General features: G+C 34.6%; 17 protein-coding genes and 1 pseudogene. 8 read left to right on the forward strand and 10 right to left on the reverse strand.

Features of this window, described 5'->3' with window-relative positions:
• Nucleotides 1–274: 274 nt before the first annotated feature.
• The gene (locus tag QRY57_RS08975) at nt 275–865 is read right to left on the reverse strand and encodes a 5'-nucleotidase C-terminal domain-containing protein (RefSeq protein ID WP_286017217.1); all 591 of its coding nucleotides are present in this window, start codon (nt 863–865) and stop codon (nt 275–277) included.
• Entirely contained in the window at nt 826–1,812 is a 987-nt protein-coding gene (locus QRY57_RS08980; RefSeq protein WP_286017218.1) for a metallophosphoesterase, read from the reverse strand. Before QRY57_RS08980 ends, QRY57_RS08975 begins: the two co-directional genes overlap by 40 nt.
• Nucleotides 1,813–2,036: 224 nt before the next feature.
• On the opposite strand from QRY57_RS08980, the gene QRY57_RS08985 reads away from it, so the two are divergent.
• Nucleotides 2,037–2,246 (forward strand): hypothetical protein, encoded by a 210-nt coding sequence (locus QRY57_RS08985; protein ID WP_026591260.1) that lies wholly within the window; start codon nt 2,037–2,039, stop codon nt 2,244–2,246.
• A gap of 35 nt (nt 2,247–2,281) precedes the next feature.
• Here QRY57_RS08985 and QRY57_RS08990 read toward each other — a convergent pair whose 3' ends face one another.
• Nucleotides 2,282–3,058 (reverse strand): class I SAM-dependent methyltransferase, encoded by a 777-nt coding sequence (locus tag QRY57_RS08990; RefSeq protein WP_286017219.1) that lies wholly within the window; start codon nt 3,056–3,058, stop codon nt 2,282–2,284.
• A 111-nt stretch (nt 3,059–3,169) separates the two neighbouring features.
• Between QRY57_RS08990 and QRY57_RS08995 the strand changes: the two genes are divergently transcribed.
• Complete coding sequence (locus tag QRY57_RS08995) at nt 3,170–4,021, forward strand: YhfM domain-containing protein (RefSeq protein ID WP_286017220.1); 852 nt, start codon at nt 3,170–3,172, stop codon at nt 4,019–4,021.
• A 53-nt stretch (nt 4,022–4,074) separates the two neighbouring features.
• Here the strand turns inward: QRY57_RS08995 and QRY57_RS09000 are convergent, their stop codons facing one another.
• Nucleotides 4,075–4,272: a hypothetical protein gene (locus QRY57_RS09000; RefSeq protein WP_286017221.1), complete on the reverse strand. Its 198-nt coding sequence runs from the start codon at nt 4,270–4,272 to the stop codon at nt 4,075–4,077.
• Nucleotides 4,273–4,476: 204 nt separating this feature from the next.
• On the opposite strand from QRY57_RS09000, the pseudogene QRY57_RS09005 reads away from it, so the two are divergent.
• Both QRY57_RS09005 and hmpA read left to right on the forward strand, forming a co-directional pair.
• Nucleotides 4,477–4,721, forward strand: a pseudogene (locus tag QRY57_RS09005) (hypothetical protein); the annotation flags it as partial.
• A gap of 236 nt (nt 4,722–4,957) precedes the next feature.
• Complete coding sequence (hmpA, locus tag QRY57_RS09010) at nt 4,958–6,166, forward strand: NO-inducible flavohemoprotein (protein ID WP_286017222.1); 1,209 nt, start codon at nt 4,958–4,960, stop codon at nt 6,164–6,166.
• Between the two features lie 20 nt (nt 6,167–6,186).
• On the opposite strand, the gene QRY57_RS09015 is transcribed toward hmpA, so the two are convergent.
• Nucleotides 6,187–6,699: a Crp/Fnr family transcriptional regulator gene (locus tag QRY57_RS09015; RefSeq protein ID WP_090691047.1), complete on the reverse strand. Its 513-nt coding sequence runs from the start codon at nt 6,697–6,699 to the stop codon at nt 6,187–6,189.
• Between the two features lie 197 nt (nt 6,700–6,896).
• Here QRY57_RS09015 and QRY57_RS09020 point away from each other — a divergent pair, with 197 nt between their 5' ends.
• Complete coding sequence (locus QRY57_RS09020; RefSeq protein ID WP_003196257.1) at nt 6,897–7,121, forward strand: hypothetical protein; 225 nt, start codon at nt 6,897–6,899, stop codon at nt 7,119–7,121.
• 296 nt (nt 7,122–7,417) lie between these two features.
• Here the strand turns inward: QRY57_RS09020 and QRY57_RS09025 are convergent, their stop codons facing one another.
• The 3 genes from QRY57_RS09025 to QRY57_RS09035 form a co-directional block, all read right to left on the reverse strand.
• The gene (locus QRY57_RS09025; protein ID WP_026591254.1) at nt 7,418–8,218 is read right to left on the reverse strand and encodes a sulfite exporter TauE/SafE family protein; all 801 of its coding nucleotides are present in this window, start codon (nt 8,216–8,218) and stop codon (nt 7,418–7,420) included.
• Nucleotides 8,219–8,335: 117 nt separating this feature from the next.
• Nucleotides 8,336–9,334 carry an inorganic phosphate transporter gene (locus tag QRY57_RS09030; RefSeq protein WP_026591253.1) on the reverse strand — a complete coding sequence of 333 codons (999 nt, stop codon included), beginning with the start codon at nt 9,332–9,334 and terminating at the stop codon, nt 8,336–8,338.
• Nucleotides 9,335–9,345: 11 nt separating this feature from the next.
• Nucleotides 9,346–9,966 carry a DUF47 domain-containing protein gene (locus tag QRY57_RS09035; protein ID WP_286017223.1) on the reverse strand — a complete coding sequence of 207 codons (621 nt, stop codon included), beginning with the start codon at nt 9,964–9,966 and terminating at the stop codon, nt 9,346–9,348.
• A gap of 312 nt (nt 9,967–10,278) precedes the next feature.
• Here QRY57_RS09035 and QRY57_RS09040 point away from each other — a divergent pair, with 312 nt between their 5' ends.
• Nucleotides 10,279–12,297, forward strand: coding sequence for a transglycosylase domain-containing protein (locus QRY57_RS09040; RefSeq protein ID WP_286017224.1), 2,019 nt, complete (start codon nt 10,279–10,281; stop codon nt 12,295–12,297).
• A gap of 75 nt (nt 12,298–12,372) precedes the next feature.
• Here QRY57_RS09040 and QRY57_RS09045 read toward each other — a convergent pair whose 3' ends face one another.
• Nucleotides 12,373–12,810, reverse strand: a complete 438-nt coding sequence (locus QRY57_RS09045; protein WP_286017225.1) for a hypothetical protein — start codon at nt 12,808–12,810, stop codon at nt 12,373–12,375.
• Between the two features lie 363 nt (nt 12,811–13,173).
• Entirely contained in the window at nt 13,174–14,427 is a 1,254-nt protein-coding gene (locus tag QRY57_RS09050) for an ATP-binding protein (protein ID WP_286017226.1), read from the reverse strand.
• Between the two features lie 161 nt (nt 14,428–14,588).
• Between QRY57_RS09050 and QRY57_RS09055 the strand changes: the two genes are divergently transcribed.
• Nucleotides 14,589–15,434 (forward strand): DUF72 domain-containing protein, encoded by an 846-nt coding sequence (locus QRY57_RS09055; protein ID WP_286017227.1) that lies wholly within the window; start codon nt 14,589–14,591, stop codon nt 15,432–15,434.
• Nucleotides 15,435–15,701: 267 nt separating this feature from the next.
• Entirely contained in the window at nt 15,702–17,762 is a 2,061-nt protein-coding gene (locus tag QRY57_RS09060) for a hypothetical protein (RefSeq protein WP_286017228.1), read from the forward strand.
• Nucleotides 17,763–17,824: the final 62 nt, after the last annotated feature.

Below are 17,824 nucleotides of genomic sequence, written 5' to 3' on the forward strand. Positions count from 1 at the left end.
TACCACCCTAGTTCATACATATAGAAATACATTTATATGTATGAGGCTTTGCAACGTACAACATGATACGTGTTCTTCGTAACGGGGGACGACAGGTAAGAACTTGCTACATCGTTCGGTTCTACTTCTTAGAGATGATTTTCGGTTACGCACTGAGCATTGCCTTTCAGCAAGATGCCTACTCTTTGGGGAACAGCTGTATAACGTACACGTTCTCGTCGATGAATTTTGTTTAAGTATTCTGAAAGGACTTTCATATGTCTTATTTATAAAGTCAATATGTTTTTTGAATAGAATTTTGAGGAATTGTATCAATATGAGAAATGGAACGAATATAATTTGCAAAAGCTTCTTGATCTGTCGGGCCTTCTATACGATTTCTTCCTGATTTGAAAGTTATAAATTTATCTCCTCCGTTTGCTAAAAAAGAGTTGGCCACAACAGAGTATGTTTGATTATCTTGCAGAGGAGTTCCATTTTCTAATGAAATAGATTGGATTAAATTATTTTTCCAGCTATAACGAAGGCCAGAAATTTGTAGCATGCGAGTTTCTTCTTTCCATTGTTCTTGCAAGACGTTTCGAATTTCTTTTCCTGACAACTCCATCTTGATTAATGGGTTACCGAATGGTTGTATGAGGAAGGCATCTTCCCACGTAATTGTTCCTTTTTGTAAATCGTGCCGAATGCTCCCGGGATTTACAAAAGCAATATCCGTTTGCATAGTTTGACGTTGAGCTATAGCAAGAAGGGCGCCTAATTTTGATTCGCCATGTTCGTTTCGATCACGGGTTAATTCGTAGGTTGCTATTCCTAATTGTTCTTCTATTTTAGAATGGATTTTCTCATATAAGAATCTATCCATTTTCTTATATGAGAATCAGGAGAAAGCGTATTTTGGTAGACTGGGACAATAGTTGCATCTTTTCTTATAATGTCTTTGGTTTTACGATTTAATGTAACAGTGACGTTTGAAAAAGCTTTTCCATATGAATAAGCTTGCACAAGGAGTTTCCCGTTTACGTTTCCATTTACATAAGAATGAGTATGTCCACCAAAGATAATATCGACGTCAGTATCTAGGTTATTTGCTAAATTAACTAGAGCTCCAGTGGTATTATCACCGGTTGTATTACCACCAAGATGAGCAAGAATTATAAATGCATGAATGCCTTTCTTTTGTAGTTGATGTACATAGGAATTAATGGAAGTAGCTTCATCCAAAAAGAGGACAGAAGACATATTGGTATGCATTGTTAGAAATGGAGTATCTTTTGTGACGACACCAATGAATGCAATGGGAATACCATCGATCCATTTAATTGTATAGGGAGGAAAGAGTGCCTTTTTTGTTTTACTATCTAAAGCATTTGCACATACATAGGGGAATGAACTGCCTGAAAACGAATTTATTTGTGCAGTAGATTCACCACTAATGAGTTGCTGCAGAGCAACTGGTCCTCTATCAAATTCATGGTTTCCAATTGTACCAACATCAACTTGAAGCTTATTTAAAAATTCCATCGTTGGTTCATCATGAAACAGTGCCGAAATCGGAGGACTCCCGCCAATCATATCTCCTGTATGAACAAGTAAGGTGTTGGGGTTTTTATCGCGGTAGGATTGAATGTAGGCGGATATGTAATCGGCGCGTCCTACAGCTTTACCATGCAATGTTGAAGTGGTATTTAATTGGCCGTGCAAATCATTGAGGCCAAGGATTTGCACGGATATGTCGGTAGGTAGAGAAGGAGAGAATAGCACGGGAAAAATCAGTTTGATAAGAAAGGGGAATAATATGAAATAGTTCATATTGACACTCCTCTATTAAACATATTTTAGGATGTGGAAGTTTCACTTTATTGTATGAGGAGTGAAAGGGAATCTTTTGTAAAAAAATCGTAAAGTATAGAGGGAATGTAAATTTTTTGAGAAATATGACAATTGAGATGGAAAGGCAGGAATCTTTTTTATCAATAGCGAATAATACTACAATCCACTTACGGAAAAGAACAGACCAAAAAGAGGTGACGGAAATGCTTGCGATGGGTATATTGTTTGGAATTGTAGTAATTTGTGGTTTCATATGGTTATATTATTCGCGTTCGTTTAAACAAGCAGAAGTGTTGCTCTTTCAAAAAGGAAGTTTGTTGACCAATCAATCTAGATATTTAGTGTGTCCAAAGTGTGGAAGTGCACAGGCTAGAAGTGGAGGATATCAAGAGTGTTGCAAAATTAGGTTATGAAAGGAGAAAGCCTCACAAAATTATGTGAGGCTTTCTTAAGATTTTGTGGCACTCCAAATGGTCCAACGATCTTGTTCGACAATGGGAGCTATGTTGTGTAGCTCAGAGCGGATATGGTGGAGTAATTGAGAAAGTTCTTCGTCTGTTAATTCGTATAAAATAGATCGGCCTGTCCGTGGTGATAAATCTTGTAGTAATGTTTCAATGGAATCATGGATTTTTCGAACTTCCCAAATTGTTTGAAGGGGAAGTGGATGCATACCGTTTTGTGTAATTAATTGCTGTATATAGGTTGCTTTTGGTCTTCGCTTTTCCTCTATTGGAATGAGCTTAGGATAGATGGAGAAGAAATACCCACGAATATGTTCTGGGCTTCCTAGAATTATACAATCTTCAATGGTACGATCTTGAAGAATAAGCATGCCATTTTTCTTTAAGATACGTGAGGCCTCTTGTAAAAACTTTGGGACGTCTTGTAAATGATGAACAACAGCACGAGAAATTACAATATCAAAAGTTTCATTAGCAAATGGCATATGGTGGGCATCACCGTGAATGAATGAGATGTTTTGGATGGAAGCGCAATTTTCTATTGCTGCTTGTAGCATTTTTTTTGAGAAATCGAAACCAACGACATTGCTAGCTCCCATGAGAGCCAGTTCTTTCGTATAAATACCACCACCGCATCCAATATCAATTATGCTTTTACCTTTTACATCAATTATATTTTGGATTATTTCACACCAAGAAATATCTGCTTTTCGTGTGGCATAAGTGTACTTATTATTGGCATCATGAAAATTAATGGACATGTAAAAGCCTCCTTTCGTGTATAGTATATCTCATTTCATCATACATAGCGTTTTTGTTTCATTTTCAAGGACAATAAGCTTTTCTTATTGTTCTATATAGGAGGGCGCGGAGTGAGTAAAAAATATTTGCTAATTATATTCATTTTTTTATTAGCATCGTGTAGTCAGTTTGAACAAAAAAAGGAGAAAAAACAAGTAGAAAAGACGGTGAATTCTGTGCAGGAAAGTATACAAGTAACAGTTATACAAAAAGGAAAGCTCGAGAAGGTTTTAAGCCAAGAGGAAGCAAAAGAAGTAGTGGAGATTATTAATAAGGCTGAGAAACAACAAATAACAGGGAGTTTTGGAGAGCCAGAGTATGAAATACAAGTTGAGAAAAATGGAAAGAAGAAAACATATCGTGCATGGTTAAGAGGAGAAGATCGACGTGGTTGGTTACAAGATGAAAAGGATACGTATATGCTCACAAAATCTGATACAGAACAACTGTTATCTATACTTCCGACTGTGCCTGAATCAACAAGTGATGATACGAAAGTAAATACATTAACAGAAGTGACAAAAAAGGATTTACAAATTACTGCTTTTCACATTAAAACAAATGAAAAAAGCATAAATTATAAAGTATTTTATACGATTTCGGATTCTTTATATAAAACGTTGGAAAAAGATAGGGAGTACTATTTTCAATTGACGTTTCCTTCTAAAGTACAACAAGTGATTGGAAAGAAAACAAGTGAAATCATGCAAGGTGAGAAAGTGAAAGAGGGGTATAAACAATATGAAGTGAGTATCGTTGTACCAGTAGAGCATGTATCAACTTCTCAAATAAAAGCATTAGAAACTTATTACGATGAGTATGATTTACAAGTATTAAATTACAAAAAAGAAAAAGTAGGAGCGTTTCAAAATATTATTCAGATTGTAAAAGATTATGGTGAAAAAATGAATTTGCAAAGATAGCTAAACTCTTTCCTAGGAAATGAAAAATAGAGTGAACTAAAAGGTTCACTCTATTATTTTGTTTTTGCAGAGGGTTCGTTCATTGATTTTCGTGTAATAAGATAGGAAATCATAAGAGCAGAAAGGACAATAAGAGTGATAAACAAATGATTGGGTAACCAATCTAATAATAGTAAATAGCCAACTGTATAAAAAATTAGTGTTGAGGCTAAAAAGGATAAAGTGCCAATCATGAGAGATTGTAATGACATTTTATGTCTACCTCCTTCCGTTATTTTTCTGTTCTCAAGCAATCAATCTTAGTATTGTATTGAAGAAAAAGAAGAATAACTGCTTGGAACATATTCTTTTCTTATTTTTGGCTAATTTTGGATTATATAAACGTCATTTCTGATAAAAGAAAAAATATGACATACATAGAAAGAGGGAGAGATAGGAATCATCTAGTGTAGAGGTTTCAAAAACGAGAACCGTTTTTAAAAGATATAATACGGAAATAAAAAAGAAGCAGATAAAACAAGATGTAAGGCGAAGTTTAAGGTTTGAAAAAGGGGATAGAAGTCAGGAAGAGTGAATACGTCGTTTATGCTCATCGTGTTTACCACGACTTAATAGTATTATAAACAAATATACAGGTGAAACAAATATATGGGAATATACTGAGTTTGGGAACGGAAAAGGTATACAAGTAATCGAATAATCTCTTCAAGCCTAGTCTTAAGTTAGGTAATTTTGGTTAGTTTGTTTTCTTTTAGGAAAGATAGGATGGGATATAAAGCAAAAATTTGTTTGGTTTAGCAGAAAATAACAGGATAAATCTAAATCGTTCATACATTTTTCACAAAAACACCGTGTTTATAGTGATTAAAATCACAACATCCAGTGAACATTTCATTTACACTAACAATAGTTAAAGAAATAAAGGAGTAGGATACAATGTTAAGTGCAAAAACAATTGAAAGTGTAAAATCAACAGTACCATTATTACAAGAAAAAGGCGTTGAAATTACGACACGTTTTTATCAAATTATGTTCTCGGAACATCCGGAATTATTAAATATTTTTAACCATACAAATCAGAAAAAAGGAAGACAGCAACAGGCGTTAGCAAGTGCAGTGTATGCAGCCGCTGCATATATTGATAATTTAGAAGCTATTATTCCTGCTGTAAAACAAATTGGTCATAAGCATAGAAGTTTAGGAATTAAAGCAGAACACTACCCAATCGTCGGAAAATGTTTATTACAAGCGATTAAAGAGGTAGCAAATGCGCCACAAGAAGTGTTAGATGCTTGGGGAGAAGCGTATGGTGTAATTGCTGATGCATTTATTAGTATCGAAGCAGAAATGTATGATGAAGCGGCAAAAAAAGAAGGCGGTTGGAAAGATTTCCGTAACTTTGTTGTTGTGAAAAAAGAGAAAGAGAGCGACGTAATTACATCGTTTTATTTCAAACCAGAAGATGGTGGAGAATTGTCAACATTCTTACCTGGTCAATATGTAACGATTCAATTAAATATAGAAGGTGAAACATATACACATAATCGTCAGTATAGCTTATCAAACGCTCCTGGAAAAGGCTACTATCGTATTAGTGTGAAACGAGAAACAGCTGCAGAAACACCTGATGGAAAGGTATCTAATTATTTACACGATCATGTTCAAGAGGGAGATATCTTGCCACTAAGTGCACCGGCGGGGGATTTTGTATTAAATATGGATTCAAATTTACCGATTGTGTTAATCAGTGGCGGCGTTGGTATTACGCCGATGATGAGTATGTTAAATACATTAATTGAGCGAGATTCGAACCGCAAGGTATACTTTATTCACGCAGCATTAAATAGCAAAGTGCATGCGATGAAAGAACATGTGCAGCAAGTAGAGAACGACCATGAACAAGTAGAAGTATACACTTGCTATTCTTCACCAACAGAACAAGATTTACAAGCGAAAAACTTTGATAAAGAAGGTTTCATTGATTTAGATTGGTTACAATCAATTATTCCTACAAATAAAGCGGACTTTTATTTCTGTGGCCCGGTACCATTTATGAAGCATATTAATAAGGATTTAGTAGAATGGGGCGTTTCACCTGAACACATTCATTATGAATTTTTTGGGCCGGCAGCAAGTTTATCATAAGGCAAACAAAAAACGAGGTGTTAGTTCCCCTCGTTTTTTACTTGTTCTCGTAACAAGCGATTTACTGTTTCACGACGTACACCGATTAGTTGTCCGATTTCTGTTTGTGTTAATATTTCATAGATTGGAATTTCCCCTAAATATAGTGAGAACCACTCTTGTAAACGGTAGAGACGTTCTTTCGGAGAAACAGTTGTTAATTGATCGATTCGCTGCTGCATCATTCGTAATTTTGTTTGTAGTTGCATGGCGATATCAGCGTATAATTCTGGATTCTCCTGTAGTTTTTCGTACCATGTATTACATACAATGGGCTGGACCTCTGTTTTAATTAAAGCAATTGCTGTACCATGATACTCCTTTGGTGAAATTAAAGAATGGTGAGGGATTGTCTCACCTGGAACAATAATGTTAAATAAAAATGGTGTTCCGTCTTCTTGTAATCGAATAACTTTTAATAGTCCCGTTTTAATAAAATATAAGGGACCTTCTTCACCTTGACGAAATAATGTATCCCCTTTATGTAGAATCAATGTTAGCACCTCATTTAATCATTTCTATTCGTTCATTGTACCCGATTTATAGTCTGTTTGTATTAAAAAATAGATGAATAAAAGAAGATAAGCTTACAAAACAGCAATTTAATTGACGGAATGTATGCTATTACAGTAGTATACTATTTAGTGTGTAATAGTACTAGCAATAAATACGCTGTAGGGGGTTTACTATATTGTTAGATGCGAAAATGACTGATATGAAAATTCCAGCTAATGCTGTAATACATGTGGAAGAGATGAAAGGTGGAGTCGTTCTATCAGTTGAAATAGATGGTCAAATTATCTATACAATGGCTTATGATGAAGAAACGGATAGCTACGCTGAATTGTATGATAGGAATGATAAACGAGCACGTCAAGTACATGAAGATTTTATGGGATGGTCACTCCTTCACTAAAAAGATGTCAATATGACATCTTTTTTTGTTGAATCGATAGATTATATAAGCAGATGCAATAAACTGATAAAATTTGTAATAATTGCTTTTACATTGTTAGCGCTTTGTAACAGCACACCCTCTGTTTTTTCGCTATCATAAAGGTAATAGTCACAGCTATAGAAGTGGAGTGATCAACTTGGGTAAATTGCATATTTCAAATTTGACGTTGTTGTGTATGTGTACGGTATTATGTTTTATTTTTGGGGTGTTTTTGTATTCCTGCGTATAAAAAAACGCATTCTAAAAAGAACGCGTTACAAAAAAGAAATGATAATTAATCTAGTTCCAAGAATAATTAATGTGACACGCAATAATTTGATAATCGCATTACCGCTTAATTTTGTATTGATGAAAGCTCCAATTTTCCCGCCAATCCAAGCGCCTGGAATAAGAATCAATGCATAAATCCAGCTAACATTGCCAAGAGAAATATGAGTCATAGAACTTACGATTGCTGATAAAAAGACAATAAACATGGAAGTTGCGACAGCAATTTGTGCAGGGAATGCAAAAAGAAGCATCATCGCTGGAACGAGTAATGCACCGCCACCAATGCCAAATAATCCAGATATAAAACCAACTACAAATGCGATAATAATCGAAAGAAACGGTGGGAATTGATAATGAACGGTGTTACCTTCAGCATCTGTGAAAGATCGTTTAATAACATTTGCATTTGAGAGGGAAAGAGGTTTCAATTTATCGCGTAACATGAGAAGGATAGATACGAAAATAAGGAAAATTCCAAAGTATAATGAGAAAGAATCCTGATTCAAAAATTTGTTTGCCCACGATCCAATAATACCTCCAGGGCCGCTCCCTATAAATAAAATAAGTCCACTTTTATAATCTACTCGCTTATGTTTCATATAAGTAAGAGTAGAGGAGAGACCAGTGAAAACTACGGTCACCATTGATGTACCAACTGCGAGTTGTGGTGATAAACTATGCAACCCAATCAGTAAGGGGACGATAATAATTCCTCCACCAAGTCCTACTAAACTTCCGACTGTTCCTGCGATTAATCCAATGAAAAGTAACATGATGTATTCCAAAATTGCCAACTCCTCTGTATCACTAATACAACATTTATTATACATGCTTTTTGAAAAGAAATAAGATTGTTCACAAAAAAGTCGCCTTCCTAGAAAAATAAGGAAGGCGACTTTGTATTAGAAAATAAAATGTAATAGGTAATAGAATAAGGCTGCTAATGAAGCAGAAATTGGAAGTGTAATTACCCATGTAATTAACATACGTTGCGCAGTTCCCCATTTTACACCTTTTACACGATGGGAAGCACCTACCCCTAAAATAGAAGAAGAGATAACGTGCGTTGTACTAACTGGCAAATGAATAAATGTAGCACCAAAAATAACAAGTGATGATGATAAATCGGCAGCTACCCCATTTACAGGACGAATTTTCATAATTTGTCCACCAACAGTTTTAATAATTTTCCATCCACCGACAGAAGTACCAAGACCCATTGCAAGAGCACATGAGAACTGAACCCAGAAAGGAATATCTCCAGAACTATGAAGGCCATTTGTCATTAAGGCCATTGTAATAATACCCATTGCTTTTTGAGCATCGTTTGTACCATGTGTATAAGCTTGTAGTGCGGCTGTAAACACTTGGAATAAACGGAAGTTTTGATTCGTTTTCGTTAAATTAAAGTTTTTAAAGACAACTTTAAAAATACTATATACGATAAACCCAATAACAAATGCAACGATTGGCGAAATAATTAAAGCTTCAAGAATTTTAATAAATCCTTTGAAATTAATTGAACTTAATCCAGCAGCAGCAATTGCAGCACCTGCGATTGCACCAATAATTGCATGCGAAGAACTACTTGGGATTCCATAGTACCAAGTAATTAAGTTCCAAGCAATTGCAGCAAGCAGAGCGGCTAAAATAACATATGATCCATGTTCTAAAGCAAATGGGTCAACAATGTCTTTTGTAATTGTTTTTGCTACACCTGTAAATGTCATTGCACCTAAAAAGTTCATAATAGCTGCCATAATTATAGCTTGTCTCGGCTTTAATGCCTTCGTTGAAACAGCCGTTGCAATCGCGTTTGCTGTGTCGTGAAATCCGTTAATAAAGTCGAAAGCTAAAGCACAAATGACTATTAAAACAGTCAATATCAAGAGTGTATCCATGATCAAACTCCTTATGCGTTCTTCATAATAATTGTTTCTAATACGTTTGCAACGCTTTGACAGCTATCAGCTACTTCTTCTAGCTCTTCATAGATCTCTTTGAATTGAATGATCTTAATTGGATCTTTTTCACGAGAGAATAAGTTCTTAATAGCATGGCGACGGATATCATCACACTGTGATTCGTAATCCTTAATTTTAATTGCATTTGTGCGAATATCCACTAATTTCTTATTCGACATAAGTTCAACGGAATTTGCAATCTCAATTGCACATTGATTAATTGCCTCCACAAATTTAATCATGTATTCATCTGCTTCTGTAATAGAATACATTTCGAATAAACCTGCACTGTGGTCTAATCCATCAAGTACATCATCCATGCTCATCGCAAGTTGCAGGATGTCTTCACGTTCAATAGGAGTAATAAACGCTTTGTTTAGCTCCATAATGATTTCGTGAATAAATGAGTCACCTTTTGACTCGTATTCTTTCATGCGCATAGAAAATTCTTTTAGATCGCTGGCATTTCTAATTTTATACTCCACGAAAAATTGCGCGCCTTCTTTTAAATTTTCGGAAACATTCATTAACATTTCGGAAAATTTATCTTTTTTAGATTTAAAGACCATTATTGTTACCCCCACGAAAAGTAATATATGTAAAATATATTGGCTAGTCAATTCTAACAAAAAACTGTCGTTTTTTAAAACATTTTATCGAAAAGTTTACAAAAACTTAACATAACTCACATTGATGTATTAATAATATTAATAATCAATAATGAATATCTTACTTGTAGAATGTCCTTTTCTTGTAAAAAGTATGAATGTAAAAGAAATGCTTTACACTTGAGGAACTAATACGTTATTATAATAAATTCAAAAAGAGGACATTTTTTCCTTTTTTAATCGAAAGTGTAAACTAATGGAGGAAGTGAATAAATGAAATTGAACAACACTCATTTCAAGAAAATGCTTGAGTGGTTCAACAAGAGGAAGAAATTGCGCAACATATTATTAATTTTTTTCAGTTTTTTTGTTACCCTATTTATTGCAGTAAATATAATGATCTCCATTCAAGACATATCTGCATTAAAACAAGCTGTTCCGCAGCCGACACTTATTTATGATGCTAATAAAGAAGTGGCAGCAAAGTTATCTTCTTCCAAGGCGGAAGGAATCAAAAGAAAAGATATTCCTGATATTATGATTCAAGCAGTTGTAGCAGTAGAGGATAAAGAATTTTTTAGCCATCATGGTATTGACTATAGTGGGATTATGAGTGCCTTGTTAAAAAATATTACTGCTGGAGAAGTAGTAGCTGGTGGGAGTACAATTACACAACAGCTTGCGAAAAATGTATTTTTAACACAAGAACGTACATTTTCACGGAAGTTTAAAGAATATTTTTTAACAAAAAAGATAGAGCGTACGTATACAAAAGATGAAATTATTGAGATGTATATGAATCAAATTTATTTTGGTGAAGGAGCTTGGGGTGTAAAAAAAGCGGCTAAATCATATTTCAATAAAGAAGTAAAGGATTTAACAATAGCAGAAGCTGCGACAATTGCAGGGTTAATTAAGGGGCCATCAATTTATTCACCATATAAAAATTTTAATAAATCAATCGAAAGACGTAACGTTGTTTTAGCATTAATGAAAGAGCAAGGATATATTTCAGAAGAACAGTACAGCAATGAGAAAGAAAAGGGCCTTGTATTACGCCGTGGCGTTGATGATAAGTATAAGGGCAAATACTCACAATATGTAGATTACATTGTCAGAGAAGCGATGGAGAAATATGAATTGACACAAAATGAAATTTTAGCTGGTGGATATCGTATTTATACAGAACTTGATCCGAAAAAACAACAAGCAGTGGAAGATGTTGTGAATAATGATAGTTATTTTCAAGGGAGTAATGCTGATCAACTTATGCAAACGGGCATTGTTCTGATGGATCCGAAAACTGGTGGTGTACCCGCACTAGTTGGCGGGAGGGGAACGTATCAATTTTTACAATTTAATCATGCAACACAATTAAAAAGACAGCCTGGCTCGACATTAAAGCCTCTCGCAGTATATGTACCTGCATTAGAACAGGGATATGAAGTATATGATGTTTTAAAGGACGAGCCACTTCATATAAAGGATTATACGCCTCAAAATAGTGATCATACTTTTCATGGCGATGTGACAATGTATGAAGCAATTGCTAAGTCTTATAATGTTTCAGCAGTTTGGTTGTTAGAACAAATTGGATTAGACAAAGGGTTGAAGTCATTAGAACGTTTTGGTATTCCATTGCAAGAGGAAGATCGTACCCTTCCTATTGCTTTAGGGGGAATGCATACGGGAACTTCACCATTCATAATGGCTCAAGCTTATGCAACTTTTGCAAATGATGGAGTACAAGTTGAAGGGCATGCAATTCGTGAAATACAGAATGCTGAAGGAGAAATAGTAGGAAAGTGGTATAAAAAAGAAACACGTGTAACAAGTGAAGAGGTTGCTCAAAAAATGACGTATTTATTAAAAGGCGTTGTTGAAAAAGGAACAGGTGAAAAAGCAAAGGTAAAAAATATAGATACGGCTGGTAAAACAGGAACTACTCAGCTTGTAGACGGTCCGAGTAGCGGAGCGAAAGACTCATGGTTTGTTGGTTATACACCTGACCTTGTCGGTGCAATTTGGGTAGGGTATGATAAAACGGATAGAGAGCACTATATTCCAGGCGGTAGTCAAATTACAACAACAATGTTTCGAGATATTATGAAAAAAGCTGATGCCAACCCTAGTCAAAAAGCATTTCAATTATCACTAATATCAGAGACTGACTATGCAAAACAATTAAAGAAAATTGAAGAAGAAAAAAGAAGAAAAGAGGAAGAAAAAAAGCGTCAAGAACAACAAAAAGAGTGGATTGATAAAGTAAAAGAGTGGATTCCATTTTTGTAAGAATAAAAAGAGACGAATGATTATTATATTCGTCTCTTTTTTATATGAATTGAAAAATTTTTTCAGCGGATGTATTTACTGTTCAGTGAGGCGAATAATGACGTTAGAATGGGATTGTGAATTATAAAAAATTGAAATTGTTCCTTTGCTAATTGGCTCAAAAGGTAAGTCATCTTCATATTTTCCAGTATTTTTATTGTGAATGGATAATGTAATTTCATCGATTTTTTGGTTATTATATTGTTCTTTAATTCTTTTTGCAATCTGATTCAGGTCATGATGGGAAGAAGCTTCTGTAATAATCATTCCTTTAATAACTCTTTTTTCTTTAGATAAAGAAGATGAGAGAGGTACTATATTTTGGTTTGCGTATAGCAGTTCGTATGAAGCAATGTTACTGTTTTCTGCTGCTTTTGATGCAGAGGTGCATTCTAAAGTCAAAAAGAGTCCTGAACATAAAATTATACATGACATAAGGACGATCCCAAAGCGTATTGACGATAAGGTGTTCATTTTCATCCCTCTTTCATATCATTGTCTTTGTTCTCTATCATACAGAAGAAGCGTTAAGGTAGAGTAAATTTGAAGTAAAGAAACGTAAAGAAGGACATCTAACATTTAAGATGGGAAGAATAGCCTCGAGTTCATTCTTACCGGAGTGTGTTGAGTTTGGAATGAAAGAAGAGACATTGAACTCATTAAGTTTTGTGGTATTTCTATATGAAAGAGGAAAAAATATAGAACACATGTGGACTAAGAGATTGAGTAGTGAAGAACTTGGGGCATGTGAAAAAAACATAAAATTGTATATTTCGAATATATTTACGTAGTTATATCAGTGGGGCTTTATCCCCACTGATTCTTTTTTAGAAGATGCTATAAGCCCGCTTCTTTTTGTGCCAATGGAATTGAGATGATAAATGTTGTTCCATTTTCATTACTAGAAACTTTTAGAGTTCCATTGTGATTTTGAATGATTTTTTTTGTTACTGATAATCCGAGGCCAGTTCCGGTATCTTTTGTAGAAAAGAATGGATCAAATATATATTCTTGAATCGATGAAGGAATACCAAATCCATTGTCTTGGAAAGTGACGCGAGCAAAATTATCCAAACGATGACTAGTGATTTGAATGGATAAAGGTCTATCACTTTTTGCATCCACAGCATTTTGGAATAAGTTTAGGAAAACTTGAACGAGCTCATATCGATCAATATTCACTAATATGTTTTCTAAATCGGAAGATAAATTATATTCAATAGAAATGTTATGCAAAAATACTTCACTAGCTAGTAGCTGTTGGATATATTCACGTAAAAAAGTATTGATGGGAAATGGTTCTCTTTTAAATTCGTGTGCTTTTGAAATAGATAAAAATTTAGTGATGATACTATTTGCGCGATCTAATTCAGGAATGAGCAGATTTTGAAAGAGTTCTTTATTAGAAGGTGAAACGCTTTCTTGTAAAAATTGTAAATAACCACGTACTGTTGTAAGTGGATTACGAACTTCGTGTGCAATTCCAGCTGCAATTCGACCAGCTAATGCAAGTTTTTCAGCATCACGCTCGGTATTTAAATAATGAAAAACACTGATAACACGGAAAATTTCTCCATTATAATCACGAATAATGCGATTGTTTATAATACCATAGTTTAAGTCTAATACTTCTTCATTGTAAATTTCTTGCCCGCTGTGTAATGTTTCTAAAGCTTTAATTTTTTCTTCTGGTAAGTTTAATAACTTTTGGATTGGTTCACCAATTATATCATTTCGTAATACGCCAAGATCGTCTGCTGCAGATTGGTTGCATAATGTAATGATACCTTTATTGTCAATGAAAGTGACATGATGTGAAAATGCATCAAAAATATGAACAAAGTACTTTTCAAGTTGCTCAAATAGAAATAAGGAATCGCAAGTTAGTACAAGATTTGATTCTATATCTTCTTTTGGGATGTGATGAATGAAATGAGAAGTTCCTTTTTTATGTAATTGTAAACCTAGTTGTGAATTTTCGTATGTGAAATGATGGGGTAATTGATTTACCAACTGTTCATAAAACTGCACTTTTTTTTCTAATTCTTTTATTTGATTTTCATGAGATAAAGTAGTATCCTCTTGAATCATAAATAAATAACTCCTCAATTTAAAAATTCTTCCATCTAGTATATCATATTTTTATAAGGATGCTCTTGAGGAAAGCTGAAACTTTTTTAGCAGGCTGAACTATTTGTTTTCGTTAATTCAGTATGTATGGATTGACAAAAATAGGATAAGGAGGGATAAGGGTGATTTCTATTGGATTAACAGGATGGGGAGATCACGATTCTTTATATACGGATTCCTATGGAAATAGAAATAAATTGCGAACATATAGTGAGTATTTTCCCATTGTAGAAGTAGATAGTTCGTTCTATGCGATGCAACCAGTTAAGAATTATATGAAATGGGCCGGAGAAACACCAAAAGATTTTTCATTTGTTGTCAAAGCCTATCAGGGGATGACAGGACATATGCAGGGAGAGATTCCATTCTCTAATTTCGATGAGATGTTTGAAATATTTAGACAATCTATTGTTCCGCTTCAAGAGGCACATAAATTAAAGGCGATATTATTTCAATATCCACCTTGGTTTGATTGTCAGAAGAAAAATGTCGATTTACTCCGTTATACAAAAGAAAAAATGGAAGGATTACCGTGTGCTATAGAGTTCCGAAATCAAACATGGTTTAATCCACATATGCATGATAAAACATTACAATTTTTAGAGCAGGAAAAGTGGATCCATACGATTTGTGATGAACCACAAGCTGGAATTGGTTCAGTTCCAATTGTATTAGAAGCGACTCATTCTGAAGTGACATTAATACGCTTTCATGGCCGCAATTTTCATGGATGGCTTGATAAAGGAGAAAATTGGCGAGCTGTGCGTTGTTTATATCGTTATAATAAAAAAGAGTTAGAAGAATGGGTAGAAAGGTTACAGGTATTGCAGAAAAAGACGAAGAACATATATGTGTTATTTAATAATAATTCCGGCGGGGATGCTGCTGATAATGCAAAACAGCTTATGACGATGATGCACATTACATACGGCGAACCAAAACCGGAACAACTCAATTTATTTGAATAAAATTAAAAAAGAAAAACACTGTACAAACAGGGGGAATGTACAGTGTTTTTCTATATGAAAAAGAGGGGTAACAATGTTACTGAGCGTTTGTTTGATTCATCAATTGTTGGCTTCGTAATAAATGATAATGGTTATCATTATCATTGTCAATACTTTTCTTAATATTTTTTGTGGAAAATTTAAAGTTTACAAAAAATTAATTTAATAATATAATGAAAACGTTTATTTGATAATAATTATCAATGTTAATTAAGGGAGCGGGAATGAATGAAAAAGCCATGGAAAGTCATGACGACAGTTGCTGTTGTTTCTTCACTTCTACTATCAGTAGGGTGTGCAGGAAAAAAAGAAGAAACGTCAAAAGAAAAAAATACATATCGTATACCAGTAACTGATTATTCGTTTGATACAGCAGCAAATATGTTTGCATATACGGAATTTGAATTGTCTGGGGAACCATTAGCAGAAGGACTTGGATTAGATTTAGACATATTGGATGCACAAAAACGAAATAAACCAACGAAATTTGATTACATGGCTGGAATTGAATCTTATGAGTACTCAGAAGAAGCAATGTATGAGGTTGTTGAGAAATCCGGTCTTGGACTGCATTTACTGCACGCACCAATTGTACAAAAAATGACAAAAGCAGAAAATAAAGATGTTCCTACTTGGTTAGAGAGTCGATTTTATACATTAGCTGATAGTGTAGGGTATCCACGTAAAGAAATATTTACAAATATGTACCCGACATTTATGGAATATGCTGGCGGTGATCCGCATTATACACAAAAGGTGGATACTTCTGTATATGCAGAAAACGATGATAAAACATATGTACCAGCGTACCAAATGGATTTTAAAACATTACGCTGGGATCGTACGAAAATGAATAAAACGTTAACACCAGCAGCGTACGGTTCAACGTTTTTAAAACAAACATTATGGGCTGGGGACTTTTTAGGTGGTTTCCATACATTAGATAAAGATGAAGAGTTAGAGGCAACATCAAGCACACAAGATAAAGATGCAAATATTCGCCTTGGAAAAAGTAGTGCAGATGGTATGCAAGGAGTGATTTTAACAGAAGAAATTTGGAATAAGCTTGCATATATTCGTGATGGATTATTTTATGATGCGAATGCAAAACAATTAACGAGCGGAATTGGAAGTAAATATAATCCAGATAACGGTCTTGTTTATTTACCACATGAGATTAAAGTAAATGAAGAAGAAAAAGGCGGAATTGCAAAAGCTGGCGGATTAGAAGTGAAAGATGCACGCAGTATGCTTCGTGATCAGTGGATGATGTTATGGCCAACAGCAGAATTTTTCGGAATGACGGATCAACGTCCCGATAATAAAAATGTAAATCCAGCCTTCCAAGCGACATTCGATGGTGCGCCATTTGCCAAAGCGGTAGCAGAAAATACAGATTTTGATGTAGTGAATGATGTAAAAGCAGATGACCCATATTCTTTAAATCGTGATGTAATGCTACATGTATTTAAAAATATTGAAGCGATGCACTACAATAAAGAAACAGGAGCATTTGTTGCGGAGCATAGCGGAACAGAGCAAGGAAAACGAATTGATACATTTGATGCAAGTTATATGGTAGAAGCACTTCGTATGTTCCAGCGTGCGATTGATGGAATGCCAGTGGGATATGCCAGTGGTGCAGAGGCACAAGGGTTACAAACAGAAGAAGGAAAACGTGCACTTACTATGATTAAGACACAAGCAGACTTCTTGTTAAAAAATATGAAAACAAAAGATGGTTTCATAGCAAATGGCTATACAATCGGTAAAGGGGTAGATGAGGAACCTGTAACACTAGAAGCACAACTAGGAGCAATTCGGGGGTTAACAGCGGCCTTTCTAGCAACGAAAGATGAAACGTATCGCGTGGAAGCACGTAAACTATATGATTTAGTTGATCGTAAAATGTGGAATAAAGAAGCACGTGCATATGAAACGAAAAAAGGTGAAATGAAATATACACCATATACAGCTGGTAGCGTATCAGCAGTTTTACGCGTTGCATTACAAAACTTAAGTAACACAGATGCAGATAAAACGAAATATGATTCATTGGAACAAAAAGTAATTACTTCTCGTTATGTTGATTTTTATGAGCAAGTAATCAATGGACCATCATTAAAAGAAGGAATGCAAACAAGTGAATTTTGGGATACTGGAGATGTTTATATAAAAGGAAAGCTTGGAAATGCTGATAAGGATAACGTACCGCAAATTCAAGCTGGGCATGGTAAGAATGGTATTGCTCCGGTTCTTGTAAATGTTGAAGTGAAAAAAGAGAAATAAGAAAAACAAGAAAAAGCAATTCATGGTAGTATTAAGACCGAACAAGTGTAGAAACTTGTTCG

It is taken from the genome of Bacillus arachidis (assembly GCF_030285945.1).
Classification (GTDB): Bacteria; Bacillota; Bacilli; order Bacillales; family Bacillaceae_G; genus Bacillus_A; species Bacillus_A arachidis.

Excerpts from the sequence above, each read along its gene's own strand:
- QRY57_RS09060 (WP_286017228.1), top strand. The coding sequence starts at position 15,702 with ATGAAAAAGCCATGGAAAGTCATGACGACAGTTGCTGTTGTTTCTTCA.
- hmpA (WP_286017222.1), top strand. The coding sequence starts at position 4,958 with ATGTTAAGTGCAAAAACAATTGAAAGTGTAAAATCAACAGTACCATTA.
- QRY57_RS09035 (WP_286017223.1), bottom strand. The coding sequence starts at position 9,966 with ATGGTCTTTAAATCTAAAAAAGATAAATTTTCCGAAATGTTAATGAAT.
- QRY57_RS08975 (WP_286017217.1), bottom strand. The coding sequence starts at position 865 with ATGGATAGATTCTTATATGAGAAAATCCATTCTAAAATAGAAGAACAA.
- QRY57_RS09000 (WP_286017221.1), bottom strand. The coding sequence starts at position 4,272 with ATGTCATTACAATCTCTCATGATTGGCACTTTATCCTTTTTAGCCTCA.
- QRY57_RS09045 (WP_286017225.1), bottom strand. The coding sequence starts at position 12,810 with ATGAACACCTTATCGTCAATACGCTTTGGGATCGTCCTTATGTCATGT.
- QRY57_RS08980 (WP_286017218.1), bottom strand. The coding sequence starts at position 1,812 with ATGAACTATTTCATATTATTCCCCTTTCTTATCAAACTGATTTTTCCC.
- QRY57_RS08990 (WP_286017219.1), bottom strand. The coding sequence starts at position 3,058 with ATGTCCATTAATTTTCATGATGCCAATAATAAGTACACTTATGCCACA.
- QRY57_RS09050 (WP_286017226.1), bottom strand. The coding sequence starts at position 14,427 with ATGATTCAAGAGGATACTACTTTATCTCATGAAAATCAAATAAAAGAA.
- QRY57_RS08985 (WP_026591260.1), top strand. The coding sequence starts at position 2,037 with ATGCTTGCGATGGGTATATTGTTTGGAATTGTAGTAATTTGTGGTTTC.
- QRY57_RS09040 (WP_286017224.1), top strand. The coding sequence starts at position 10,279 with ATGAAATTGAACAACACTCATTTCAAGAAAATGCTTGAGTGGTTCAAC.
- QRY57_RS09030 (WP_026591253.1), bottom strand. The coding sequence starts at position 9,334 with ATGGATACACTCTTGATATTGACTGTTTTAATAGTCATTTGTGCTTTA.